Annotated in this window: 19 protein-coding genes; 10 read left to right on the top strand and 9 right to left on the bottom strand. The window is 65.4% G+C overall.

Annotated features, from left to right (window positions below; translation table 11 throughout):
• Positions 1-220 precede the first annotated feature (220 nt).
• From J6595_RS13715 to J6595_RS13690, 6 genes are all read right to left on the bottom strand, one after another.
• The gene (locus tag J6595_RS13715) at positions 221-3613 is read right to left on the bottom strand and encodes a flagellar hook-length control protein FliK (protein WP_209595123.1); all 3393 of its coding nucleotides are present in this window, start codon (positions 3611-3613) and stop codon (positions 221-223) included.
• Positions 3610-5166: a hypothetical protein gene (locus J6595_RS13710; protein WP_209595122.1), complete on the bottom strand. Its 1557-nt coding sequence runs from the start codon at positions 5164-5166 to the stop codon at positions 3610-3612. The genes J6595_RS13715 and J6595_RS13710 overlap by 4 nt, the downstream gene beginning before the upstream one ends.
• Positions 5166-6452, bottom strand: a complete 1287-nt coding sequence (locus J6595_RS13705; RefSeq protein ID WP_209595121.1) for a MotB family protein — start codon at positions 6450-6452, stop codon at positions 5166-5168. Before J6595_RS13705 ends, J6595_RS13710 begins: the two co-directional genes overlap by 1 nt.
• Positions 6449-7309: a hypothetical protein gene (locus tag J6595_RS13700; RefSeq protein ID WP_209595120.1), complete on the bottom strand. Its 861-nt coding sequence runs from the start codon at positions 7307-7309 to the stop codon at positions 6449-6451. The genes J6595_RS13705 and J6595_RS13700 overlap by 4 nt, the downstream gene beginning before the upstream one ends.
• A 3-nt stretch (positions 7310-7312) precedes the next feature.
• Positions 7313-9010, bottom strand: coding sequence for a flagellar basal-body MS-ring/collar protein FliF (gene fliF, locus J6595_RS13695; RefSeq protein WP_209595119.1), 1698 nt, complete (start codon positions 9008-9010; stop codon positions 7313-7315).
• Between the two features lie 493 nt (positions 9011-9503).
• Positions 9504-10397: a YfdX family protein gene (locus tag J6595_RS13690; protein ID WP_209595118.1), complete on the bottom strand. Its 894-nt coding sequence runs from the start codon at positions 10395-10397 to the stop codon at positions 9504-9506.
• Between the two features lie 321 nt (positions 10398-10718).
• Here J6595_RS13690 and J6595_RS13685 point away from each other — a divergent pair, with 321 nt between their 5' ends.
• Complete coding sequence (locus J6595_RS13685) at positions 10719-11375, top strand: hypothetical protein (RefSeq protein ID WP_209595117.1); 657 nt, start codon at positions 10719-10721, stop codon at positions 11373-11375.
• Positions 11372-11560 carry a hypothetical protein gene (locus J6595_RS13680; protein WP_209595116.1) on the top strand — a complete coding sequence of 63 codons (189 nt, stop codon included), beginning with the start codon at positions 11372-11374 and terminating at the stop codon, positions 11558-11560. The genes J6595_RS13685 and J6595_RS13680 overlap by 4 nt, the downstream gene beginning before the upstream one ends.
• A 42-nt stretch (positions 11561-11602) precedes the next feature.
• Here the strand turns inward: J6595_RS13680 and J6595_RS13675 are convergent, their stop codons facing one another.
• Entirely contained in the window at positions 11603-11905 is a 303-nt protein-coding gene (locus J6595_RS13675) for an Rdx family protein (protein ID WP_209595115.1), read from the bottom strand.
• Positions 11906-11995: 90 nt separating this feature from the next.
• On the opposite strand from J6595_RS13675, the gene J6595_RS13670 reads away from it, so the two are divergent.
• The 4 genes from J6595_RS13670 (at position 11996) to J6595_RS13655 (ending at position 16449) form a co-directional block, all read left to right on the top strand.
• Complete coding sequence (locus tag J6595_RS13670) at positions 11996-12811, top strand: potassium channel family protein (RefSeq protein WP_209595114.1); 816 nt, start codon at positions 11996-11998, stop codon at positions 12809-12811.
• 159 nt (positions 12812-12970) lie between these two features.
• Positions 12971-14215: a dual-specificity RNA methyltransferase RlmN gene (gene rlmN / locus J6595_RS13665; RefSeq protein ID WP_209595113.1), complete on the top strand. Its 1245-nt coding sequence runs from the start codon at positions 12971-12973 to the stop codon at positions 14213-14215.
• Positions 14216-14543: 328 nt separating this feature from the next.
• Positions 14544-14942, top strand: a complete 399-nt coding sequence (copM, locus tag J6595_RS13660; RefSeq protein WP_209595112.1) for a CopM family metallochaperone — start codon at positions 14544-14546, stop codon at positions 14940-14942.
• A 247-nt stretch (positions 14943-15189) separates the two neighbouring features.
• Positions 15190-16449 (top strand): MFS transporter, encoded by a 1260-nt coding sequence (locus J6595_RS13655; RefSeq protein ID WP_209595111.1) that lies wholly within the window; start codon positions 15190-15192, stop codon positions 16447-16449.
• Positions 16450-16559: 110 nt separating this feature from the next.
• Here J6595_RS13655 and J6595_RS13650 read toward each other — a convergent pair whose 3' ends face one another.
• Complete coding sequence (locus J6595_RS13650) at positions 16560-17009, bottom strand: GNAT family N-acetyltransferase (RefSeq protein ID WP_209595110.1); 450 nt, start codon at positions 17007-17009, stop codon at positions 16560-16562.
• A 206-nt stretch (positions 17010-17215) separates the two neighbouring features.
• Positions 17216-17422, bottom strand: coding sequence for a hypothetical protein (locus tag J6595_RS13645; RefSeq protein WP_209595109.1), 207 nt, complete (start codon positions 17420-17422; stop codon positions 17216-17218).
• A gap of 171 nt (positions 17423-17593) precedes the next feature.
• Here J6595_RS13645 and J6595_RS13640 point away from each other — a divergent pair, with 171 nt between their 5' ends.
• The 4 genes from J6595_RS13640 to J6595_RS13625 all read left to right on the top strand — a co-directional run bounded on the left by J6595_RS13640 (position 17594) and on the right by J6595_RS13625 (position 19988).
• Entirely contained in the window at positions 17594-18076 is a 483-nt protein-coding gene (locus J6595_RS13640) for a hypothetical protein (RefSeq protein ID WP_209595108.1), read from the top strand.
• Positions 18077-18152: 76 nt separating this feature from the next.
• On the top strand, positions 18153-18710 hold the full coding sequence (locus J6595_RS13635; RefSeq protein WP_209595107.1) for a biotin transporter BioY: 558 nt from the start codon (positions 18153-18155) through the stop codon (positions 18708-18710).
• Positions 18697-19401 carry an energy-coupling factor ABC transporter ATP-binding protein gene (locus J6595_RS13630; protein WP_425342154.1) on the top strand — a complete coding sequence of 235 codons (705 nt, stop codon included), beginning with the start codon at positions 18697-18699 and terminating at the stop codon, positions 19399-19401. The genes J6595_RS13635 and J6595_RS13630 overlap by 14 nt, the downstream gene beginning before the upstream one ends.
• Positions 19398-19988 carry an energy-coupling factor transporter transmembrane component T family protein gene (locus J6595_RS13625; RefSeq protein WP_209595106.1) on the top strand — a complete coding sequence of 197 codons (591 nt, stop codon included), beginning with the start codon at positions 19398-19400 and terminating at the stop codon, positions 19986-19988. Before J6595_RS13630 ends, J6595_RS13625 begins: the two co-directional genes overlap by 4 nt.
• The last annotated feature ends 67 nt before the right edge of the window (positions 19989-20055 follow it).

Here is a 20055-nt window from a genome sequence, read left to right as displayed (position 1 = left end):
TTTGTTGGTAAAGAAACGGTAACCTGACGCGAGTCTTGCTCCAATCCTGAAATTTAGTGATCTATTAACCATCCCTTCGTTGTTTTCAGCCAAATCATTGATTTTTATTAAAAATTTTTTTACCTATCGAGGCCTTAGCATCGACACGGCGGGCTTGTGGCCCGCCGTTTTTGCTATGTGTCTGCAATGATAAGGCTTTGTGCGATCGCGACCGGAGGTCTTAGAGATAGACTGACGGGTCGATGCCGGGCGAGCGCCTGGCATTCTCCCCGATTCTCTCCGGAGTTGCGGGGGACGGCTGCGGCCGCGACTGTCTCGCCCCGCCCTCGCCCGGCCGACCGCCCTGGCCGCCGGAAGACTGTCCCGACGATGCCTGATCGCCGCGCGACTGGCCCGTGGTGGAAGCCTCACCCTGCGCAGCCGGCTGCTGCGCCATGCGCGCGCCCGAAGCATCGCGGCTGCCGAAGGTGACGACGGCGTCGTCGACGTCGAACCCGGCCGACTTCAACAACGATTTCAGACCCTCGGTGTCGTCCTTGAGACGCAGCGCCGTTTCCGGCTCGCTCGCCTCGATATGGACGGCGAGATTGCCCTCGATCAGCTTCAAGGTGATGTTTAGCTTGCCGAGCTGTTCGGGAGAAAGCTGGATCTGCATGGTCTTCAGCGCCGCGCCGCCGGCGCGAAGGCGCGTGCGCTCGACGCCGGAAGCGTTCGCGGCGCCGTTCACCTGGCCAAGGGCCGAGGCGACGGCATCGGCGACCTGGCTCGTAGCCGAGGGCACCATGCCGGGCAGGGAATTCGTCAGGTCCCTGGCGTCATTGCGCGACTGTTGCATGGAAGGCTGGGCCGTCTTGACTGGCATTTCGACACCTGCCGTCGCAGCGTCACGCGAGCGATCGGTCGCAACACCCGTGGCCGGGATCTTCATCGCGGGAGCGGCCGTCCCGTCAACGCGGGCATTTTCGCCAGGCGCGGCGGTTTGAGAGACTGGCATCGCATGGTCGGCTGAAGCGCGAGCCATCGAAGCCGGTCGCGCCTGGTCTGGGGGTGCCGTTTCCGCGCGCGACTGTCCATTCACCCTCGCCCCGTCGCCGCGCTCTGCCGAGGGCATGCCGGCCATGGGCTTTTCCGACATGGCAGGAGCATTCGAACGGGCCGCTTCTCTCCCCGCCAGCCGACCGTCGACCGAAACGCCATCGCGCGGCGAGCGTGCAGCGGGCTGATCCGATGACGCCGCGTTGCGGGTTGACGCGCCCATCTCCGCATTCGTGGCGATGGATTGGAAGGCGCGATTGTCGCCATGGCGCTCGGCGGTTGCCGCTGCCGCTGAGCCCGCCACGGTGCCGCCATCGCGGCCGGCCTGGAACTGCGGGAGCCTTGCCGGCTGTGAATCTGCCGACGTCGCGGCCGTTTCAGAGCGTCTCGTCGTGAGAACGGTCTCCGAACGAGCAGGAGACTCGGCCTCGCCGCGCCCCTGCGTGGCCGCACTGTCCTGACCGGGAAGATCGCGGCGAGCGCTGGATCCGCTCGGCGACGTCTGGAGGTTCGGCCTGCCATCGTCGTTGCGGCCGCGGAGCGGATCGGCCACCTGCGGATCGACCGGATCCGGCTGCGTCGTCGCCGTGGCTGTGACGGGCGTATCGATGGTACCGCGAGCTTCGACCATTGGCGAGCGTTCGGAGCCGCGCACCGCGTCGGCCGACTGTGCGAGAGACTGCCCCAGGCCGTCGGAAACTGGTCGCGCCGCTGTCAACTCGCCAGCGGTGCGAGAGGCGATCTCCGCCGCGCCGGGACGCGCCATTGATGGCATGAGATCGGGCTGGCCTGCGCCATCGGCACGGCCCGCGTCGAGTGCGAGATCGCTCGTTCCGGTAAGCGCTTGCGCAAGATTGTCGCCCAGGCTGGCCGCAACCCTGCGGGCCGAAGCCGCCGGAGAGGTCGGCAGAGCGGTCTTGACGTCATCCGCGCCACGGCGCTCGGCGCGGCGGGTCGCCGGCTCGAAATCCGTCCGCATGGAAACGAGATCGACCCGCGTCGGCAGGCCTGACGACGGACGAGGATCGGCAGATAGTGCCGAGCGCGCTATGGTGACGTCCGGCGCAGCCGCGCTGGCGGTCTTTTGCGCCGCAGAGCCCGGTATCTCTGCCGGATTATCCAAGTCGTTCCCCCGCGAGGTCTTTGCAACCTCGCCGAGCGCCACCTCTGCCTTGCCGGCTTTGGCGAATGTCGCCTCGGCGCTGGCCGCCCGGCCAGATGCCGCCGCTTCATTGGCATTGCCGCTCCGCGCGCGCCGATCCCGATCACCGGCAACGGCCGGCGCTTCGCTCGAGGCAGACTGGCCCGCCAGCGCCGTCGCGCTGACGCTGTCCGAAAGCTGGTCGAGCCGCGCCGAGACTTTGGAGCCGGCCGCCGTATCGATCATTGGTGACTGCGTGGCCGGGTCTTTTTCCGTATCCGCAAAGAAGCGGCTGTCGAGACCGAACCCGCCGAGGATCGCCGCCAGCTTGGCATCGGGCGAGATCGGGTTCGCCAGTGACGCGGTGCTGCCGCCGGTCGTCGACGGCGCTTCGGCCGCCTCGTCGGCCGCCGGCGCCGGGGCGAAGCTCATGCCGCGACCGACAGTCACGATGATCCGTCCGTCACGAGGTGGGGGTGGAGCGGTGTCGTCCTCCACGACCGCATCCTCCTGCCCCGGAAGCGCGATCCCGAGACGTTCGGCGACCTGCTCGGCGGACAGCATCGGGGCGAGCGCCTCCTTGGCGGCCTCGCCGGCCTTTTCGGCTTGCAGGCGGGCGAGTTCGGGATCGGTCTCGGCCGTGATGGGCGCGTGCAAGGCGCGATGCTTGCGGCCGGTGCCCGTATCGACAGACTTGCCCTGTGCCGGAAGCGGCGCCGAATCTGCCACCGGCAGCTTGCCGGTCGCGTCGGCCTCGGCATCGCCCCCGACCGAAGCCGTCTCGTCCAGATTTGCACCGCTCTTGGCCGCGGGGTCTGCAGCCTGCGTTTTCGCCGCCGCGTCGGCTTCGATCCCGTCCGTCGTCTCTGTCGCCTCCGCCGACTGCGACTTGGTCGAGGACACGTCCGCCTTGTCTGCCCGGGCCTTGCCCTTCGCAGCGCCAGCGGTCTTCTCCGACGTCGAACCCTCGGCATCGCGTGCCGATTTCGCTGCGGTGCGCGGGTTCTTCGTCTCCTGATCCAAACGATCGCGGCGAGGTCCGCCGTAGCGTTCCAGGGCCGCCGCATCGGTCGATTTGCCGGTGTCCGCGCGGGCGGCGCGCTTCGAAAGCTCGTCGCCAGCGTCCTCGGCATCGACGGCGTCGACGGCGGCAACCACCGCGTCCAGATCGGCATCCTTGCTCGCGCCGGTCGACTGGCCGGTCGATTGAGCGGATTGCGCTTCCGCTTCTGCCTGCGATCGCTTGTTCTTCGTCGGCGTCGCCTCGTTCGACGTAGGCTTGTTCGCCGTTCCGGTTCCCTCCTGCGAGGAACCCACATCACGCATCGCGGCAGTAAAGCCTTCGGCGTCGGTCGCCTTGCTGCCCTGCTCGCGCGTGCCATTGCGCCCCGTCACCGCCGACGGCGCTTCTGCCGAAAGCCCTCTTGCAACGGTCATCGGTCCGTCTCCTCCAAGTCACTGCGCACGGCATCGAGCAGTTTCGCTGCCCGGTCGGCGACGGAGGAATCGAGCGAGGCCTCCGTCAAGGTTTCGTCTGCGGCTTTCGGGTCTGGCATTTTCTCGGTCATCAGAGGCTTGCGAATTTCATCGAGGACACCGAGCGCCGCGTCATAGAGCTTGCGGTCGGCCGGATGCAGGTTCTCACGGTCGATCGCCTGGAGCGAAGCCAGCGTCACCATCGGGTCACGCTCCGTCAGCGTCGAGGCCGCGACATAGAGCATGGCCCGCTGACGCGCCCGCAAGGTGAGATTGTCGGCGGCAAGAACCCTCGTGCCGGCCATGCCGGCGAGTTTCATGTTGCCGGCGATGAGCGAGCGGCGGCCGATCGACAGATAGATCGAGAGCTGTTCTGCGATCGGAATGCGCGCCACGGCGTCGGCGATGATCTCGACGGTCTTTTCAGCCTGTTCGACGGGCCGTCCCACATAGATTTGGGTAAACATCGCGCGGAAATTGCCGGCATAGACCGAGTGGGCGTAGCGATCGAAGTAGAGACGGGCGTATCCGTCAGCCTGATCGTGCTCGCCCAGCTCTTCCGCCAGCCCCATGGCAAGACGCAGCGCGGCCTCTTCCAGCAGTGTGCCGGTGCCGTCGAGCATCACCCGACGCAGCCGCTCCAGAGCCTTCGCCGGTTGCGGCTTTTCCTGCATCTGGGCCAAGGCGAGGTTGATCTGCGCGGACAGACCCGGCTCCATTTCGTCGGTGTGGAGACCGGACAAGATCGTCTGGGCCTCCGTCTGGCGGTTTTCGACATAGGCCAGCGCGCCGTCGAGCAGCGGTTTCACATCCGCGGGAAAATCGTTCTTGGCGAGGATCATTCTGAGCACCGAGGGCGGCCCGCCGCTCAGCACGAACAGGGCCGCGGCGCGCTGATTTCGCGGATCATCCCAGATCTTCTGCGACGCGCGTTCGAAGACCGGCCCGTACCAATGCAGAAGCCGCGCCTGAACCCTGTTCGCCGACACGTTGCCTCGCGCCGCCTGATCCTGAAGGAACTGCAGCGACCGGATCACCTCGTAAGGCTGCGGACCACGGGTCGGCGGCGGTTCTTTATGTTCGGCGGCCTCGCCATGTTCTTCGGCGCTGTCGCCATGGTCGGCATCGCCGTCCCCGTCGGCGGCATCCTCGTGTGCGTCGGGCTCGTGTGCCTCGCCGGCATGCTCGGCATCGTCGTCTGCGCCGGCGGCGGATGCGCCGTGTCCGTCGCTCGCATGCGCCTTTTCACCCTCGCCATCGGCGGCGGCAGCGTCGGCTTTGGTCTCGCCGCTGCTGACGGGCTCCTGATGATCTGAAGACGCTTGGTCGGCTTTTGCCGTCGCATCGTCGCCCCGGCGCGCGGCCTCGGCCGCCTCGCGCACGCGCTCTGCAGCGCTCGAACCATGGGCGTCGCTATGGGCGTCGCTATGGGCGTCCTCGCCATGCGCCGGCATGACGAAGACGAGGGCGACGAGCGCAATGGCCCAGGCAAGATGATCGGATCGTGGACGCATCAAGCCTGCGGCTCGGTCAGGAAGATTTCGATACGCCGGTTGATCGCGGCTTCGGGATTTTCAGGATCCTTGAGATCGCGGTCGGCGAAACCCTCGATGGCCTTCACCCGCATCTCGTCGAGCCCGCCGCGTACCAGCATGTAATAGGCCATGTGGGCGCGGGCGGAGGACAGGCGCCAGTTGTCGTATTCGCCGCTGGTATAGGGCCGGGCATCGGTATGGCCGCGAATGGTGATCGTGCCTGGGCGCTTGGCCAGAACCCCCGCGATCTTCTCCATCAGCTTGATGGCGTCGGCGCTCGGCTTGGCCGAGCCGACCGGGAACATCCCGGTCTTGACGTCGTCGGCAAGCGAGATCGTCACACCGCCATCGCCTTCGACGACGTCGATCTTGGCCGGCACATGATCGCCGAGCCTGGCAATTTCAGCGCCGATCTCGGCCTTCAGCTGTTCGGCCTTGCCGGCTTTCTCGGCAGCGCCCTTGCCGCCCGCCTCTTTCGTGCCGTCCTCGGCCTTGCCGGCCTGGTCGATCCCCTTGCCGGATGGCGCGCCGCTCTCTTCGCCGGCAAGCTTGAAGCCGGTCTTGTCCTTCTGGTCGCCTTCGGCCGTGGACGTGCCGGGCTCGTCGACGCCCTCGCCTTTCGGGCCCTTCTCGGGATCCGTCATCGGGTCCTCGGGCGGCAGGACAGCGGTGCGGAAATCGATCGGCGGCACGTCTTCCAGCCGGCCACCGCTCTCCATCATGTTGGGTGAAAGCTGCCAGGAATCGGGATCGAAGGGGTCGCGATAGGCTTCGCCGCCATTGAGGCCGGGAAGGCCGGAGCCATCGGGCTTGCCCGTGAGCTCGCCCTCGCCGTTCTTCTGGCTCTCCGAGACGATCTCGGCGAGCACGGAATAGGGATCGCGAAAGATCGACTTTTCCTCTCCGCCGGTTTCGACGCCGGCCGTCGGGCGGCCGCGCGGGTCGCCGTTGGTCTCGGCCGCGCTCTCGCCGTTCTCGTTCTGCTTGCGATCGGCGCCGTCGTCCTTCTTCTTGATGCCGCGGGTCGCCGGCGAGGGGTCGTTCAGCTTGATCGGATTGAAATATTGCGCAACCTGCTTGCGCGTCGCCATGTCCGACGAATTGGTCAGCCACATCACGAGGAAGAACGCCATCATCGCCGTCATGAAGTCGGCGAATGCGATCTTCCACGCGCCACCATGGTGGCCGTCGTCACCATGTCCGCTACGGCGGACAATGATGATCTCCTGCTTTTCGAGATGACCTGCGCCGGACTGTTCGCTCACTGGAGCGCCTCTTCGAGCGCGCCCTTCCAATCGGCCAGACGGGTTTCGAGCGTCGTCTGATCACAGGAAATGCGGATGTCGGTCATGGTCTCGTCGGCCTCGAAGGCGACGAAGCCGCGACGCGGGCCGAGCGCTTCGGCGAAAGCGTCGAGAAGCGCGGCCGGGCCAAAGGCCTCGAGCGAAAGGGCCCGTCCATCGAGCGCAAGCGTCGCGACCGCCCCGGCCAGCTCCTCGATCGTCTGGCGCGTGCGGACATCGATGGCGATCGGCTTCAGGACGCTGGTAAAGGACGTCCGCAGTGCCGTCTCGATGCGCTCCAGCTTGTCGGCGACGAGTTCTGCCAGGCGCCCGCCTTCCTGTGCGAGCGCTTCGAGACGCGCGGCCTCGACGGCCGCGGCCATGGCCTCGGCGGCCGTGGCCCGCTCGGCCTCGAGCGCCGCGGCAACGGCCTCGCCGATCATGGCCTCGGCTTCGGCGAGGGCCTCCAGACGTCCGGCCGCGAGCCCCTCGGCGCGCGCTGCCTCGACGTCCTCTTCGCTCAGCTGCGGAGCTGGAACCGGCAGATCTTCGAGCGTCTCGCCGATCTCCACCGGCGTATCGAAGCCGAAATCGGCTTCGTCGAACGACACCTCTTCCAGCGCCGCTTCGGCCTCTCCCATCTCCGGGATCGCCTCGAGATGCTCAGGAACCCGCGCCACCGGCTGCTTTTTCACGGCAAGGCCGTCGGAGACCAGCGTCAGATGCTCGAAGCTGGGCTTTTTGGGCTTCTTCGGCTTCGGCGTTTCGCCAGCCAGGCTCTGGAACGGCCTGCCGTCTTCTTCGGGAAATTCCGTCAGATAGTCCGCGAGAGAGATCATCTCTTATGCCGCCTCTTTATGGTTGATCCACTGCTTCAAGACATTCGCCGCCTTGACTTCGTCCTGATCGAGCAGCCGCTCGATACGGGCTCTGGGGCTTTCGCTCTCGACCTCGTCGAACTGGCCCAGATAAGCCGGCACGCCGCCCCCGAACTGGGATATATCCGGTGTACCTTGCGCGAAGTCGAAACCGCCGGGCAGTTCGAGGCCGCCGGGACCATCGTCCAGGCCCAGCCCAGGCAGCTCGTCGCCGCCCAGCTCGAGGCCCGCCTCCTCCTGATTGTTCGGGGTCTGGACGATGGCGCGGATCGCGGGCTTCAGGCCGAACCAGATCACCATGACGGCGACGGCAAGGATGGTGAGGGCGTTGATCAGGGTGCCGGACTGGCGCATGAACATTTCGCCGATACCGGGTCCGGGGACGGGTTCGAGCGCGGTGCTGGAGTCGATGAAGTCGACAGCCGTCACCTTCAGCTGGTCGCCGCGCTGTTCGGACAGGCCGGACGCGGAGGCGACGAGCGCCTGGATCTCCGCAAGACGCTGATCGATCTGGGCATCGGTGGCGTTTTCGCCGATCGCCTCTTTCAGCCGCGCCCGATTGATGACGACGGCGACCGAAAGCTTTTCGACGCTATAGCCCTCGCTCGTGGTCTGGACCGTCTTCTCGTTGATCTCGTAGTTGGTCAATTCCTCGCGGCGTTCGTTGTTTTCCTGCGAGGTCTGGCCGCTGTTGGTCTCGGCGGCACCGCCGGCCGGCTGGATATCCTGCTGGACGCCGACGGCGTTCTCCTTGGTCGAGTTCTCGCTCTGGGCGTTTTCGCGAATGGTGCGGGTCGAGCGCTCGACGCGCACGTCGGGATCGAAGGTCCGCTCGCTGATCTGCTTGCGATCCGTGTTGAGTCGTGCCGTCACCGAAGTCTGGAAATTGCCGATGCCGAGATAGGGCGACAGGGTGCGGCGGATCGAGTCCTCCACGCTCTTCCCGACGATCCGCTCGATGCCGAACAGCTTGGTCGGCGCGCTCGAGGTCGAATCATCGCCCGAGGCCAGCAGCGTGCCGTCGGCGGACAGGATCGTCACCTCGTCCGGTGTCATGCCGGGTATCGCCGACGCGACCAGATGGCGGATCGCCTGCGCCGAGGAGAAGTCTTCCGGCTGATCCGTGCGAATGACGACGCTCGCCGAGGGCTTGCGCTCGTTGCGGCGGAAGCTTCCCTCATCGGGCAGAACGATGTGGACACGGGCTGCCCGAACATGGGCGAGCGACTGGATGGTGCGGGCAATTTCCCCCTCGAGCGCCCGCACACGGGTGATTTCCTGCATGAAGGAGGTCAGGCCGATCGAGCCGAGATTGTCGAAGAGCTCGTAGCCGGCGTTCTCGGAGCGCGGCAGCCCCTTCTCGGCCAGAAGCATTCGCGCGGGAGCCGTCTGCGCGAAAGGCGTCAGGATGGCGTCGCCCTTGGCATCCACGTCGAAGGAGATGCCGGCTTCGGTCAGCGCCGCGCCGATGCGCGTGATGTCGGTCCGATCGAGGCCGGAATACAAGACTTCCATGTCCGGCCGGGAGAGATAGTAACTTCCCAGACCAACCAATGCGACCACCAGAAATCCGACGAGGCCAAGAGCAGAGAGCTTGCGTGCTCCGAGCCCGGAAAGGTTCGTCATGATCTGTTGGGCCTGCCCGCCAATGGCCAAAGCCATAGTCACTCCTCGCATACGCACGAACTGCATTCATGTTTCGCGAGTGACATTGCCGTCTAAAGCTTGCGCGAGGCCCCGGTTAACAAATGGTTAATGACGGGTTTTACCTTATCGTTTTGTGAACTTACGCTGACGCTCGAACTAACCCGGCCGAATTTCTCACGCGGTCAGCTGAAACTCTTCAGTGAATCAATGGAATTTAAAACCTCTGATCGCGCAAATCCGGATTGATTTTTTCGCGATAAGCTTGTGGAAGCAGCCGGTTTTTGTCTTTTGGGAAACGTGCTCCGCAAACTGGCAATTGATAAGCTATCAAGCGCAAATTATACTTTTTCAATTCCTGCTTGTGCTCACTGGAGCTTGCCATGCCCCGCTCGCCGCGGTTCATCCCTCTTTGGTGCGTCAATCATTCATCGCGGCGCGCGCATCCCGGCTGAAACTTGAACGAAGCACTTCCCGCCCATGAAGAGCGGGAAGTGAGCGCAGCGGACCATCAGTTGGTCGAGTTTGTGCTCTTCATTGCCTTTGATTCGGAAGCGGAAGCCGATGCCTTGGTCGAGGCCGCATCCGATGACTTAGCGGCAGCCTTTTCGGGCGTTCCGACCACGTCGACCGCATCGATCCTGACGGCGTCCTCGGCTTTCTTCAGCGCGAGATTGGCCTCGTAGTACTTGCCATCGGCAACGTCCTCGGACGCCTGTTTGATCTGCGCCTGCGTCTTGTCGAGCGGCGCGATGACCATTGTGTATTCGACCGAGATGCCCGCCAGCTTCAACGTGTCGAGCGCCTCCTTGCGGTTGCCCTTCTTCAGCGATTCGTTCGCCTTCTTCACGGCCGCCGCCTTTTCGGGAGAGGCGGAGAAATCCTCCGCGACGGTCATCTGGCCATCGATCGGAAGCCATGCGATCGGCTTGTTCGACGGGTTTTGCGCGTCGGAATTGTCTCCGGTCGTCGAGGCGGTGCTCATCTGGTCGTCGCTCGTGCCGGCGGACTGGCCCTGCGTGTTCATGGCCGTCTTCGACGCCGCGCCGGCCGCCCCCTTGGGCGGCGTGATGTCGGCTTCGGCCTTCATGAACTGCGTGTCGTCCTTCGACGCCGCCTGCATCGCGGTCTTGGCCTCATCGAGCAGTTTCGAGGCCTCCTTCGTCTTGCCGTCGAAGATCGCCAGCCGGGCAAGCCGCAGATCGCGGAAGGCCGAATAGCCTTTTTTCGAAAGCTTCGTGAAGTCGCGTTCGGCCGTCTTGTCGACCTTCGACGTCATCTGGTTCGTCTGGGCCTGGCCGTTGGCGTTGGCTGCCGTGCTGGCGTCGCTCGACGCGGCATAGCTCGCACTGGCGAGAGCGGTGGCAGATGCGAGCGTGATCGCAAGAATGGCGTTCCTGGACATGATGGTCCTCCTCATCAGGCGCCGGGCAGCGGGGACCGAAGTGTCGGACCCTTGAGCGCTGCCGGTCATGGGGAGGTAATTGCCGATGCAAGCCAGATGTTGCGTTACCTTTGGGTCATGAAGCATTTGTCATGAAGAGGCATGCAACACGGGAAACTGTGGCTCTGCGGCGAACCAAGGTGAAGGCTGAATTCCGCCCGTTCGAAGCATTTGACGGCCGCCTTCAAGCCGAGATCGAAGCCGGTTGGGGACCAGCAATTTCCCGCTTAGATTGTTTTCTTCTACATCCTGCACTATCCATGGTTGATAAAATGGAGGTGCATGGAGGCTCCAGTGGATCGCATCCTCGATATAGGCGGCGCCGTCATCGATGGCGTGTCCTCAATTCCCATCGGCCTCTATTACGGCACCCGGCGCACGGTCGAGGACAGCGGCCTCTTGGGCAAGGACGTCCAGCAAGAAAACTTCGCCGAGAACCGGCGCATCTGGAGCCTCATGAAGGCCGCTTTCGAGAACCGGGAAATCCTGCTGTCGGTGATCACGATCGTCGTATCCGAATGCCTCGACCGGCTGCCGGATTCGACGATCGAAAAACTGCAGTATCACCTGGAGCTGAGGGGAATCTCCTTCGCAAGCAAGGTCATCGCGAAGAAGACGGTGACCGATATCGTCGTGAGCAAGATGGGGCCCCGCGCCGTCACCCGGGTCATCTCCAAACAGGCCGCCAATCGCGTCGTCAGCCTCGCTTTGATGCCGGTCTCCATCCAGGGCACGATCGAACAGGCGTCCAACTCGTCGAAACGGCTGCGGAAAATCAATCCGAGGCTGTGGCAGAAGCTGGCGGACAGAAACGTCGACCTCCTTTACGGCCTGGTCGAGGACGATCTCGCCCCGTTCGTGGCGCTGGCTGGCGTCATCAACGGCAGCGATCCGCAATCGCGCGCAGCTTTCGCGAAATTCGAGAGCTATCTGCAATGAAATTCGTCGTCGAAATCGTGAAGGATCTGGGCTTTACGATCTATATGCTCGTCGGGGCGACCTGCGCCTTCGTCGCCTATAATCTGATGAGCGACCGGGGCTTTTCGACGATCGCCTGTCTTCTCGGCGTCGCGGCGACGATCATCGTGTTCGCTCTCGTCCACCGGCTCGTCACGAAGAACTGACCGCCCGCAAAGCCGCAAATCCTCTGCTTGCGGTCGCGCCCTCTACTTGCGGTCGCTATGGCCGAGGTCGCGGCCGGGATCGAGGCGGTCCCGCACCCGCTGCTTCAGGACCTTCGCCTCGGGAAAACCGCCATCGGCCTTGCGCTCCCAGATCGGCTCGCCGTCGTAGCGGATCTCGAAGACGCCGCCCGTGCCGGGCACCAGCGCCACCTCGCCGAGATCGGGCCCGAAGGTCGACAACAGCTCCTGCGCCATCCACGCGGCCCTCAGAAGCCACTGGCACTGCGTGCAATAGGTAATGGCGATCTTCGGCCGGTCGGTCGTGGTCGGCTGCGTCTCTGACATGGCTGAACTCCGGCAATCTTCATCAAATGCGGGCGTCTTGCCGCCCGTCGCCTATATGGGCTTGCCACAGCCAAGCTCTCAAGGATGCCGATGCCGGCCGCCAAGCCCTTCTCCCATCGCCGCAATGCCCCAAGCTACGACAGCCCGGGCGCTCGCCTGCGCATCGGCCTTCGCCGTCTCTATCACGGCGACAGCCGCAAGGCGCTGCGCTTCCAGGCGGCCGTGCTGATCGTCGATCTGGCGATCATCGCTTTGTTCATCGCCCAGCCGGTTCTCAAGAACACCGAGGCCTTCCTCGCGGTGGACTATTCCGTCGCGGCGATCCTCTTCATCGACATCTGCGCGCGCACGCTCGCCTCGCGCCGGCCGTTGCGGCGGCTGCGCCAGCCGGTCGTCCTGCTCGACCTGTTCATTCTCGTCACGCTCCTGTGGCCGGAGACGCTGATCAATTTCGGCTTCCTCAGGATCGTGAGGCTGTGGTCTTTGTCAAAGACCGGGCGGCTGTGGCAGCCCCTGCGCCGCAAGGGCCTCGCCGAATGGGAACTGCCATTGCGCGCCGTTCTCAACCTCGTCACCTTCCTGTTCCTGGCGACGGGCTTCATCTACACGACCTTCTTCCGCAGTGCCGGCCTCGAAGGCTATCTCGACGCCCTCTACTTCACCGTCGCCTCGGTGACGACGACCGGCTATGGCGACATCACGCTGGATGGCCCCTGGGGCAAGCTGACGTCGATCGTCGTGATGATCATCGGCATCTCCCTCTTCGTGCAGCTCGCCCAGGCGATCTTCAAGCCGACCAAGGTCCATCACGACTGCCCGCAATGCGGCCTGCAGCGGCACGATCCCGACGCCGTCCACTGCAAGGCCTGCGGCCATATCCTCAACATTCCGAACGACGAGAGCTGAGGGCGCGGCGGCAGGGCAGATCCCGCCGGACCTTGAAGTATCGGAGCAAAACGGGCATGTGTTGCCTCAATCCGATACATCCGCGCGCCCGCGAGAGGCAGCGCCCGACTTCGCCGGCCGCACCGCGCCGCCGGCGAGACGATTTCGCGAAGGACCGTCATGGCCGTTTCGATCGACCTGAAGCCCCAGGAAAACCGCTCCGTGCTCGCCGAACGCGCGCTCGCCGGCGCAGCGATCCCGGCCGCCCCGCAGGCCTTGGGCGAAAAGCCCTCCCTCATCGGCCTGTCGCGCGAGGAGCTGGGCGAGGCGCTGGCCTTTGTCGGCGTCGGGCCCCGACAGATCAAGATGCGCGTCGCCCAGCTCTGGCACTGGCTCTATGTGCGCGGCGTCGCCGACTTCTCGCAGATGGCCAACGTCTCGAAGGAGCTGCGCGAAAAGCTCTCGGCCGCCTTCACCATCGCCCGGCCGGAGATCGTCACCGAGCAGATTTCCGTCGACGGCACCCGCAAATGGGTGTTGCGCTTTCCGCCCAGGGGCGCCGGCCGCCCCGTCGAGATCGAGACGGTCTACATCCCCGAGGAAGGCCGCGGCACGCTCTGCGTCTCCTCCCAGGTCGGCTGCACCCTGACCTGCACCTTCTGCCACACCGGCACCCAGCGGCTCGTGCGCAACCTGACGCCCGACGAGATCGTCGGCCAGGTACTGCTCGCCAGAGACCGGCTCGGCGATTTCCCGGACGCCGCGACGCCGGCCGGGGCGATCGTGCCGTCCGAAGGCCGGCTCGTCTCCAATGTCGTGATGATGGGCATGGGCGAGCCCCTGTATAATTTCGACGGTGTGAAAGCGGCCCTTGCGGTCGTCTCGGACGGCGAAGGCCTTGCCGTTTCGAAGCGGCGGATCACACTGTCGACCTCGGGCGTCGTGCCGATGATCGAAAAGGCCGGCGCCGAGATGGGCGTGATGCTGGCGATCTCGCTCCACGCGGTGAACGACACGCTGCGCGACGAGCTGGTGCCGATCAACAGGAAGTATCCGCTAAAGGAGCTGCTGGCCGCCTGCCGCGCCTATCCGGGCCTGTCCAACGCCCGCCGCATCACCTTCGAATACGTCATGCTCAAGGGCGTCAACGATTCCATCGAAGACGCAAAGGCCCTCGTGCAGATCCTCAAGGGCATTCCCGCGAAGATCAACCTGATTCCCTTCAACCCCTGGCCGGGCAGCGCCTATGAGTGCTCCGACTGGGACCAGATCGAGCGCTTCGCCGACACCGTCAACCAGGCCGGCTACGCCTCCCCCATCCGCACCCCCCGCGGCCGCGACATCTTCGCGGCCTGCGGACAGCTGAAGTCGGAGTCGGAGCGCATGCGCAAGAAGGATCGCGAGGCTGTGGCGGCGGCCGGCTAAGGGCAGCATCGTTGCTGAAAGCGACGGAGCGGATCCACCGCTCACGGGCTGCTGGATATGGCTGGGTCCGATGTCGGCTGTGCTGGCCGGTGCTGGGCTGACCATGCCTGCGGCGGACAAGAACGCGACAGCTTCAGGCGGCTGTTCTGCCGAGACCGGCCGATCCCTTGAAAGCCGCGACGAGCGCGAGGCCATGATCCATCTCTCCACAGGCCACGCCGCGGCCAGAAGCGTGGGCACGAGTTTGCGCGGCCATTGACCTTCCAGTTACCGGAAGCTCCATCTCTTTCGCACAGGGGGCGTGGGACCTCCGCGGGAGATGACATCGATGATGAAGATATCAGTGCTGGCCGCCGCCGCGATGCTCGACACCGCAGGCGCGGTGATGGCGCAGTCCGGGACGGCGGCGCCGATGACGATGGACCATGGCACGGGCCATGCCATCCCGGGCATGAGCGACATGAGCGACGCGGCGCCGTCGAGCCAGGCCTTCATGGAGGCGATGGAAAGCATGAACGCGGGCATGGCGGCGCCCCTGACCGGCGATGCCGACATCGACTTCATGCGCGGAATGCTGGCCCATCACGAGGGCGCCGTCGCCATGGCGAAGGTCGAGCTCGACTATGGCAAGGATCCGGAGGCGCGGGCCCTGGCCGAAAGCATCATCAAGGCCCAGCAATCCGAGATCGCCCAGATGAAGGCGTGGCTGAAGAAGCGCGGCCACTGACGGTTTGGCAGGAGCGGCCCGCGATAGCATCGGTGCCAATCGCGGGGCCGCCCCGAGCCACCCTGCGACAGCCCGCGGGCGCCGCGACCGTGCGGCCGAGGATGCCCTGTCGTCCGTTCTTGCCCCGCGGCAGGTCGTGTTTCCGTCATTCCCCTGCGCAAACAGGCCAACCTGCCCACAGGAAGCGCACTAGGATCGGCTGAACGCCGGGGATCAGGAAACCCGGATCAGCGCTCGGGGGCGGCCGATGTTGAAAGTCTTGTCCAGCATCTGGGCGCTTCTGGTCGGCATCGTGCTGATCATGCTGGGCAACGGCATGCATTTCACCCTCATCGGCTTGCGCGGCGGGCTGGAGGGGTTTTCGGCCACGGCGCTCGCCGTGGTGACATCCGGCTATTTCGTCGGATTCCTCTCCGGCGCCCGGCTGACGCCGTCGCTCATCCGCAATGTCGGCCATGTCCGCGTCTTCGCGGCGCTCGGCAGCTTCATGTCGGCGGGGCTGATCGCCTTTCCCCTCCTCGCCGAGCCCTGGGCCTGGACCCTGCTGCGCATTCTCATCGGCTTCTGCATGTCGGGGGTCTACGTCACGGCGGAAAGCTGGCTCAACGATGCGGCGACCAACGAGACCCGCGGCAAGGTGCTGTCGGCCTACATGATCGCCCAGACGCTCGGCATCATCGGCGCCCAGGGGCTTCTGACGCTGGGCGACGCGGGCAATTCGGCGCTGTTCATCGGCGCCTCGATCCTGGTGTCGATCTCCTTCGCGCCGATCCTTCTGACCGTCGCCCCGGCGCCGCGCACGGAGGTGACGCGGCCGATGCCGCTTCGCGATCTCTACGGCCGATCGCCGCTCGGCACGATCGGCATCTTTCTTCTGGGCAGCGTCTATGCGACGCAATCGGGCATGGGCGCCGTCTTCGGCACGCTGATCGGCATGACGGCAGACCAGATTTCCCTGTTCGTGGCGATGCTGTTCGCAGGCGCCCTCGTCCTGCAATATCCGATCGGCTGGATTTCGGACCACGTCGATCGACGCCAGCTGATCTTCGTCGCGTCCCTGATCGGGGCGGCAGCCTGCCTGTTCGGCTGGATCGCCGAGGGCGGGCTGTGGCCACTGATGGCGGCGGCCTTTTTGGCGGGCGGCATGACGACGCCGCTCTATGCACTGTTCCTCGCCTATACCAACGACTTCCTCGCCTCCGAAGACATGCCGGCCGCGTCCGGCGGTCTCGTCTTCACCTTCGGGCTCGGCGCGATCCTCGGCCCGCTGGCGACGGGCTGGGCGATGGAACGGGCGGGCCCCTTCACCTTCTGGCTGGTGCTCAGCCTGACCTTCGGCGCCATCGCGCTTTACGCGCTCTACCGCATGACCCAGCGCCCGGGCGTTCCCGCCAGCCAGACCGACAGCTATATCGGCGTCATCCCGACTTCCTCGCCGGTCGCCGTCGAAGCCGCGAGCGTCTGGGCGGTGGAGCAGGCCGAAAGCGACCGCGAAGCGGAGGCGTGAGGCGGGAGTGCGACGTGGCTTGCAGATGGGGGTCAGAGCGGCATCGTCGGCTTGCGACCCTTTGCGGTTGTTCAGCGAGGCGTTACCCGGCCCCGAAGCCGCCGTTCAATTCAGCCGCTGCTCCGAGGCCGATCCTTCTCAAACCGTGCATCGCCGCTTTCCAACCCTTCAATGCGCTTCCATCCCAAACGTTCGTAAAAGCCAGCGGCTCGCGACGAGCCGTCGGTCTCAAGCCAGATCGAGGAGTAGCGTTCGAACAGGAACGCTTCCGCTCGTTCCACGAGTTGGCGGCCGATGCCCAGCCCTTCACGATCCGGGCGAACGAAAGCGGCGAACAGGCAGGCATCCTCAACGTCCACCATCGAGAAGCCGACGATCCGACCCTCCTGTTCGGCGACCCATATGCAGGGATGCTGGCGAAGCGCCTCTCGAATTGTCTCGAACGTGATGCCCATCTCAGCCAATTGCTCGACCGATAGATGGTTTTCACGGACGTTCGTGCGGACTTCGAAGATCGCGGGAATGTCGTCGTTGATGGCATCGCGAATTGAAATCATCATGGGTAGCCAGATGGACGCAGGAATGGGTGGCGAACCTGCTGGGAACGTCCGCCGTCTGGTCCTGCTAACCGAAATCAGATAGTCGGGAAACCACCCATCACACCTCGCATTTTCCGAGAGCGAAGGGGGCCGATCTGCCGTTCCAGCGGCCGCGTGCCCCGATGCTCCGCGCGGCATTGACGGAGATGACGGCGCGTCCGCGACTTTCACTGCGGACGATGGGCACACGTGCGGAGCGTGTCATCGACCCGGTAGAGGGCGCCTTCGCTGCGGCGAGCTCCGACGCCGACCCTGCCGGCCTTGCGACCGAGCGAGAATGCCACCGGTAGCAGTGGCCCCATCGGGCCGGCACTGGCGGCAGGGCTGGAGCCGACGGCATGGTGGCCGCCGTCGACGACGGCCTGCCGCGTCACGACGCGGCCATCGTTGCGCCGGCTCGCATCCGCGCGCTGGCGGGTGGAGACCGCGTTCTTTCCGATCCTTAATCCGGGAGAGGGTTTCGCGGACCACGCGTGAAACGCTACTTTCGCCACCCTGCGAGATTGGGTAACCAACCCGTCCGAGATGAGGAAAGCTTCGCCGCCATGGGCACGGTCCTGAGATTTCTGTTCGTCGTGCCTCTGGCCTATGTCGCGGCCTGTCTGACGGCGGCCTTCGCCATGCTCTGGCCGTTCATGAATGTCAGCGACGGGGCAGCGCTCGATCCGGTGTTCGTCGCCGAGGTGGCCTTCTACTTCGGCGCCCAGGCGGTGCAGATCGGGGCGGCGGCTTTCGTGCCCTGGGTGGTCTTCATGGTCATCAGCGAGATCGCCGGCCTGTCGTCGCTGCTCCTGCATCTGGTCGCCGGGCTTCTTGGGGGCATGTTCGTCCTCTTCGCGGCCTACGGGCCGGATGTGCCCCATATGAGCGTCCAGACCGCGATCCTCGTCGCCTCGCTCACCTTTTCGCTCGTCTACTGGATTCTCGCCGGAAACCGGGCCGGGCGCTGGCGCAGGAAGACCGCCGCCCGGCCGAAAGCTGACATGCCGAAGGCGCCTGCCTCGCCCGCCCGGAACGACGCGGCCTGATGCCCGCCCGTTGATTTTTGCGCTGCGTTGCGGTCACTGGCAGGCCAGTTCGTCCGCGTTGCGAAAGGAATGAGCCGTGCCGACCCGTGACATCGTCCTGATCGCGCTTTTTGCCGCCCTGATGGCCGCGCTCGGCGCCTTCCCGCCATTGATGATCCCGGCCATCGCCGTGCCGATCACCGCCCAGTCGATGGGGCCGATGCTCGCCGGCGGAATTCTCGGGGCAAAGCGCGGCGCGCTCGCCATGCTGCTCTTCGTTCTCCTCGTCGCCGTAGGCCTGCCGCTCTTGTCCGGCGGCCGGGGCGGCCTCGGGATCTTCGCCGGCCCGACGGCGGGCTTCATCTTCGGCTGGATCGCGGCTGCCGCCGTGACGGGCTTCCTCGTCGAACGGCTCTGGAAGGGCCTCAATTTCGTCACCGCCTTCCTCGCGGCGAGCCTCGGCGGCATCGTGATCCTTTACGGCATCGGCATTCCCTGGATCTCGCTGGTCGGCGGCGTGCCGCTCGAAACGGCGGCGGCCGGCTCGGCCGCCTTCATTCCCGGCGACCTGATCAAGGCGGGCCTTGCGGCCGCGGCGATCGTCATGGTCAAGCGCGCCTACCCGATGATCCGCCCGGCGCATGGCCGGCCCTGAAACGCCGCGCCGGCCGATGATTACACTTTCGGGCGTTCGCCTCGAACGCGGCGGGCGCCTCGTTCTGTCGGGCATCGAGCTTGCCCTGTCCGAGCGCCGCATCGGCATCATCGGCGCCAACGGCTCCGGCAAGAGCAGCTTTGCGCGGCTTCTCAACGGGCTTCTCGTTCCCACGCAGGGAAGCGTGACGGTCGAGGGGCTCGATACAGGCAAGGAGGCGAAGGCGGTGCGCCGCAAGGTCGGCTTCGTCTTCCAGAATCCGGACAATCAGGTGGTCTATCCGACCGTCGGGGAGGATCTCGCCTTCGGTCTCAAGGGCCGTGGCCTCGCAAGACCCGAGATCACGGCGAAGGTCGAGGCGACGCTGGAGCGCTTCGGCCTTTCCGGCTTCGGCGACCGGCTCGTCCATGAACTCTCCGGCGGCGAACGGCAGATGGTGGCGCTTGCCGGTGTCCTGATCCTCGAGCCGCAATGGCTCGTTCTCGACGAGCCGACGACGCTGCTCGACCGGCGCAATACGAGAACCATGATGGCCGCCGTCGAAGCGCTCGAGCAGAACGTCGTCCTCGTCACCCATGACCTGTCCCTCGTCGAGACCTGCGACCGGGTTCTCGTCTTCGGTGAGGGTCGCATCGTCGCCGACGCCGCGCCGCGGGAAGCGATCGCCACCTATCTGCGGCTCGTTTCGTGATCGCCGGCCTCTACCGGGCGGGCGACAGCGTGCTGCATCGCATGGGCGCCGGCGCGAAGATTGCAGCGCTGGCTTTTGCCGGAACGCTCGTTCTTACGCTGACCTCACTCTGGCTGGCCGGCGGCTTCCTCGGCATCGTTCTGGCGCTCTATGGCATTGCGGGTTTTGGGCCGCGCCTCGTCCTTGCCCAGTTGCGGCCGGTGGCCTTCCTCCTCGCGATCCTCTTTGCCGCGCAGATCTGGCTGGCCGGCCCGGCCGATGCGGTCCTCGTCGTGATACGGTTTGCGGCCCTGATTCTCGCGGCCGGGCTGGTGACCCTCACCACCCGCACCGCCGATCTCGTTTCGGCAATCGAGCGTGCCTTGTCGCCCTTCGCCCGCCTCGGCCTCGATGCCGGGCGCGTCAGCCTTGCCATCTCGCTCGCCATCCGCTTCATCCCGGCCGTCGGCCAGATCACCGCCGAAGTCCGCGAGGCGCAGAGCGCCAGGGGCCGCAGACCTTCCCCCCTGACCCTCGTCGTGCCGGTCATCGTCCGCCTCCTGAAGATGGCCGACGAGATCGCCGAGGCGATCGACGCACGCTCGTAGCCTCACTTTTCTTTTCCTCGTTTCGGGAGCCTCGCCCATCGCCTTGCCGCGCTCGAGCCTCTATCAT

Source organism: Jiella mangrovi (assembly GCF_017815135.1).
GTDB classification, from domain to species: Bacteria; Pseudomonadota; Alphaproteobacteria; order Rhizobiales; family Rhizobiaceae; genus Jiella; species Jiella mangrovi.
The sequence above is the reverse complement of the archived record's forward strand: the minus strand, read 5'-3'. Positions and strand labels throughout refer to the sequence as shown.

What these genes read in the sequence shown, in the direction of transcription:
- J6595_RS13715 (WP_209595123.1), bottom strand. Translation starts at nt 3,613, where the DNA reads ATGACCGTTGCAAGAGGGCTTTCGGCAGAAGCGCCGTCGGCGGTGACG.
- J6595_RS13710 (WP_209595122.1), bottom strand. Translation starts at nt 5,166, where the DNA reads ATGCGTCCACGATCCGATCATCTTGCCTGGGCCATTGCGCTCGTCGCC.
- J6595_RS13700 (WP_209595120.1), bottom strand. Translation starts at nt 7,309, where the DNA reads ATGATCTCTCTCGCGGACTATCTGACGGAATTTCCCGAAGAAGACGGC.
- fliF (WP_209595119.1), bottom strand. Translation starts at nt 9,010, where the DNA reads ATGGCTTTGGCCATTGGCGGGCAGGCCCAACAGATCATGACGAACCTT.
- J6595_RS13690 (WP_209595118.1), bottom strand. Translation starts at nt 10,397, where the DNA reads ATGTCCAGGAACGCCATTCTTGCGATCACGCTCGCATCTGCCACCGCT.
- J6595_RS13685 (WP_209595117.1), top strand. Translation starts at nt 10,719, where the DNA reads ATGGAGGCTCCAGTGGATCGCATCCTCGATATAGGCGGCGCCGTCATC.
- J6595_RS13680 (WP_209595116.1), top strand. Translation starts at nt 11,372, where the DNA reads ATGAAATTCGTCGTCGAAATCGTGAAGGATCTGGGCTTTACGATCTAT.
- J6595_RS13675 (WP_209595115.1), bottom strand. Translation starts at nt 11,905, where the DNA reads ATGTCAGAGACGCAGCCGACCACGACCGACCGGCCGAAGATCGCCATT.
- J6595_RS13670 (WP_209595114.1), top strand. Translation starts at nt 11,996, where the DNA reads ATGCCGGCCGCCAAGCCCTTCTCCCATCGCCGCAATGCCCCAAGCTAC.
- rlmN (WP_209595113.1), top strand. Translation starts at nt 12,971, where the DNA reads ATGGCCGTTTCGATCGACCTGAAGCCCCAGGAAAACCGCTCCGTGCTC.
- copM (WP_209595112.1), top strand. Translation starts at nt 14,544, where the DNA reads ATGATGAAGATATCAGTGCTGGCCGCCGCCGCGATGCTCGACACCGCA.
- J6595_RS13655 (WP_209595111.1), top strand. Translation starts at nt 15,190, where the DNA reads ATGTTGAAAGTCTTGTCCAGCATCTGGGCGCTTCTGGTCGGCATCGTG.
- J6595_RS13650 (WP_209595110.1), bottom strand. Translation starts at nt 17,009, where the DNA reads ATGATGATTTCAATTCGCGATGCCATCAACGACGACATTCCCGCGATC.
- J6595_RS13640 (WP_209595108.1), top strand. Translation starts at nt 17,594, where the DNA reads ATGGGCACGGTCCTGAGATTTCTGTTCGTCGTGCCTCTGGCCTATGTC.
- J6595_RS13630 (WP_425342154.1), top strand. Translation starts at nt 18,697, where the DNA reads ATGGCCGGCCCTGAAACGCCGCGCCGGCCGATGATTACACTTTCGGGC.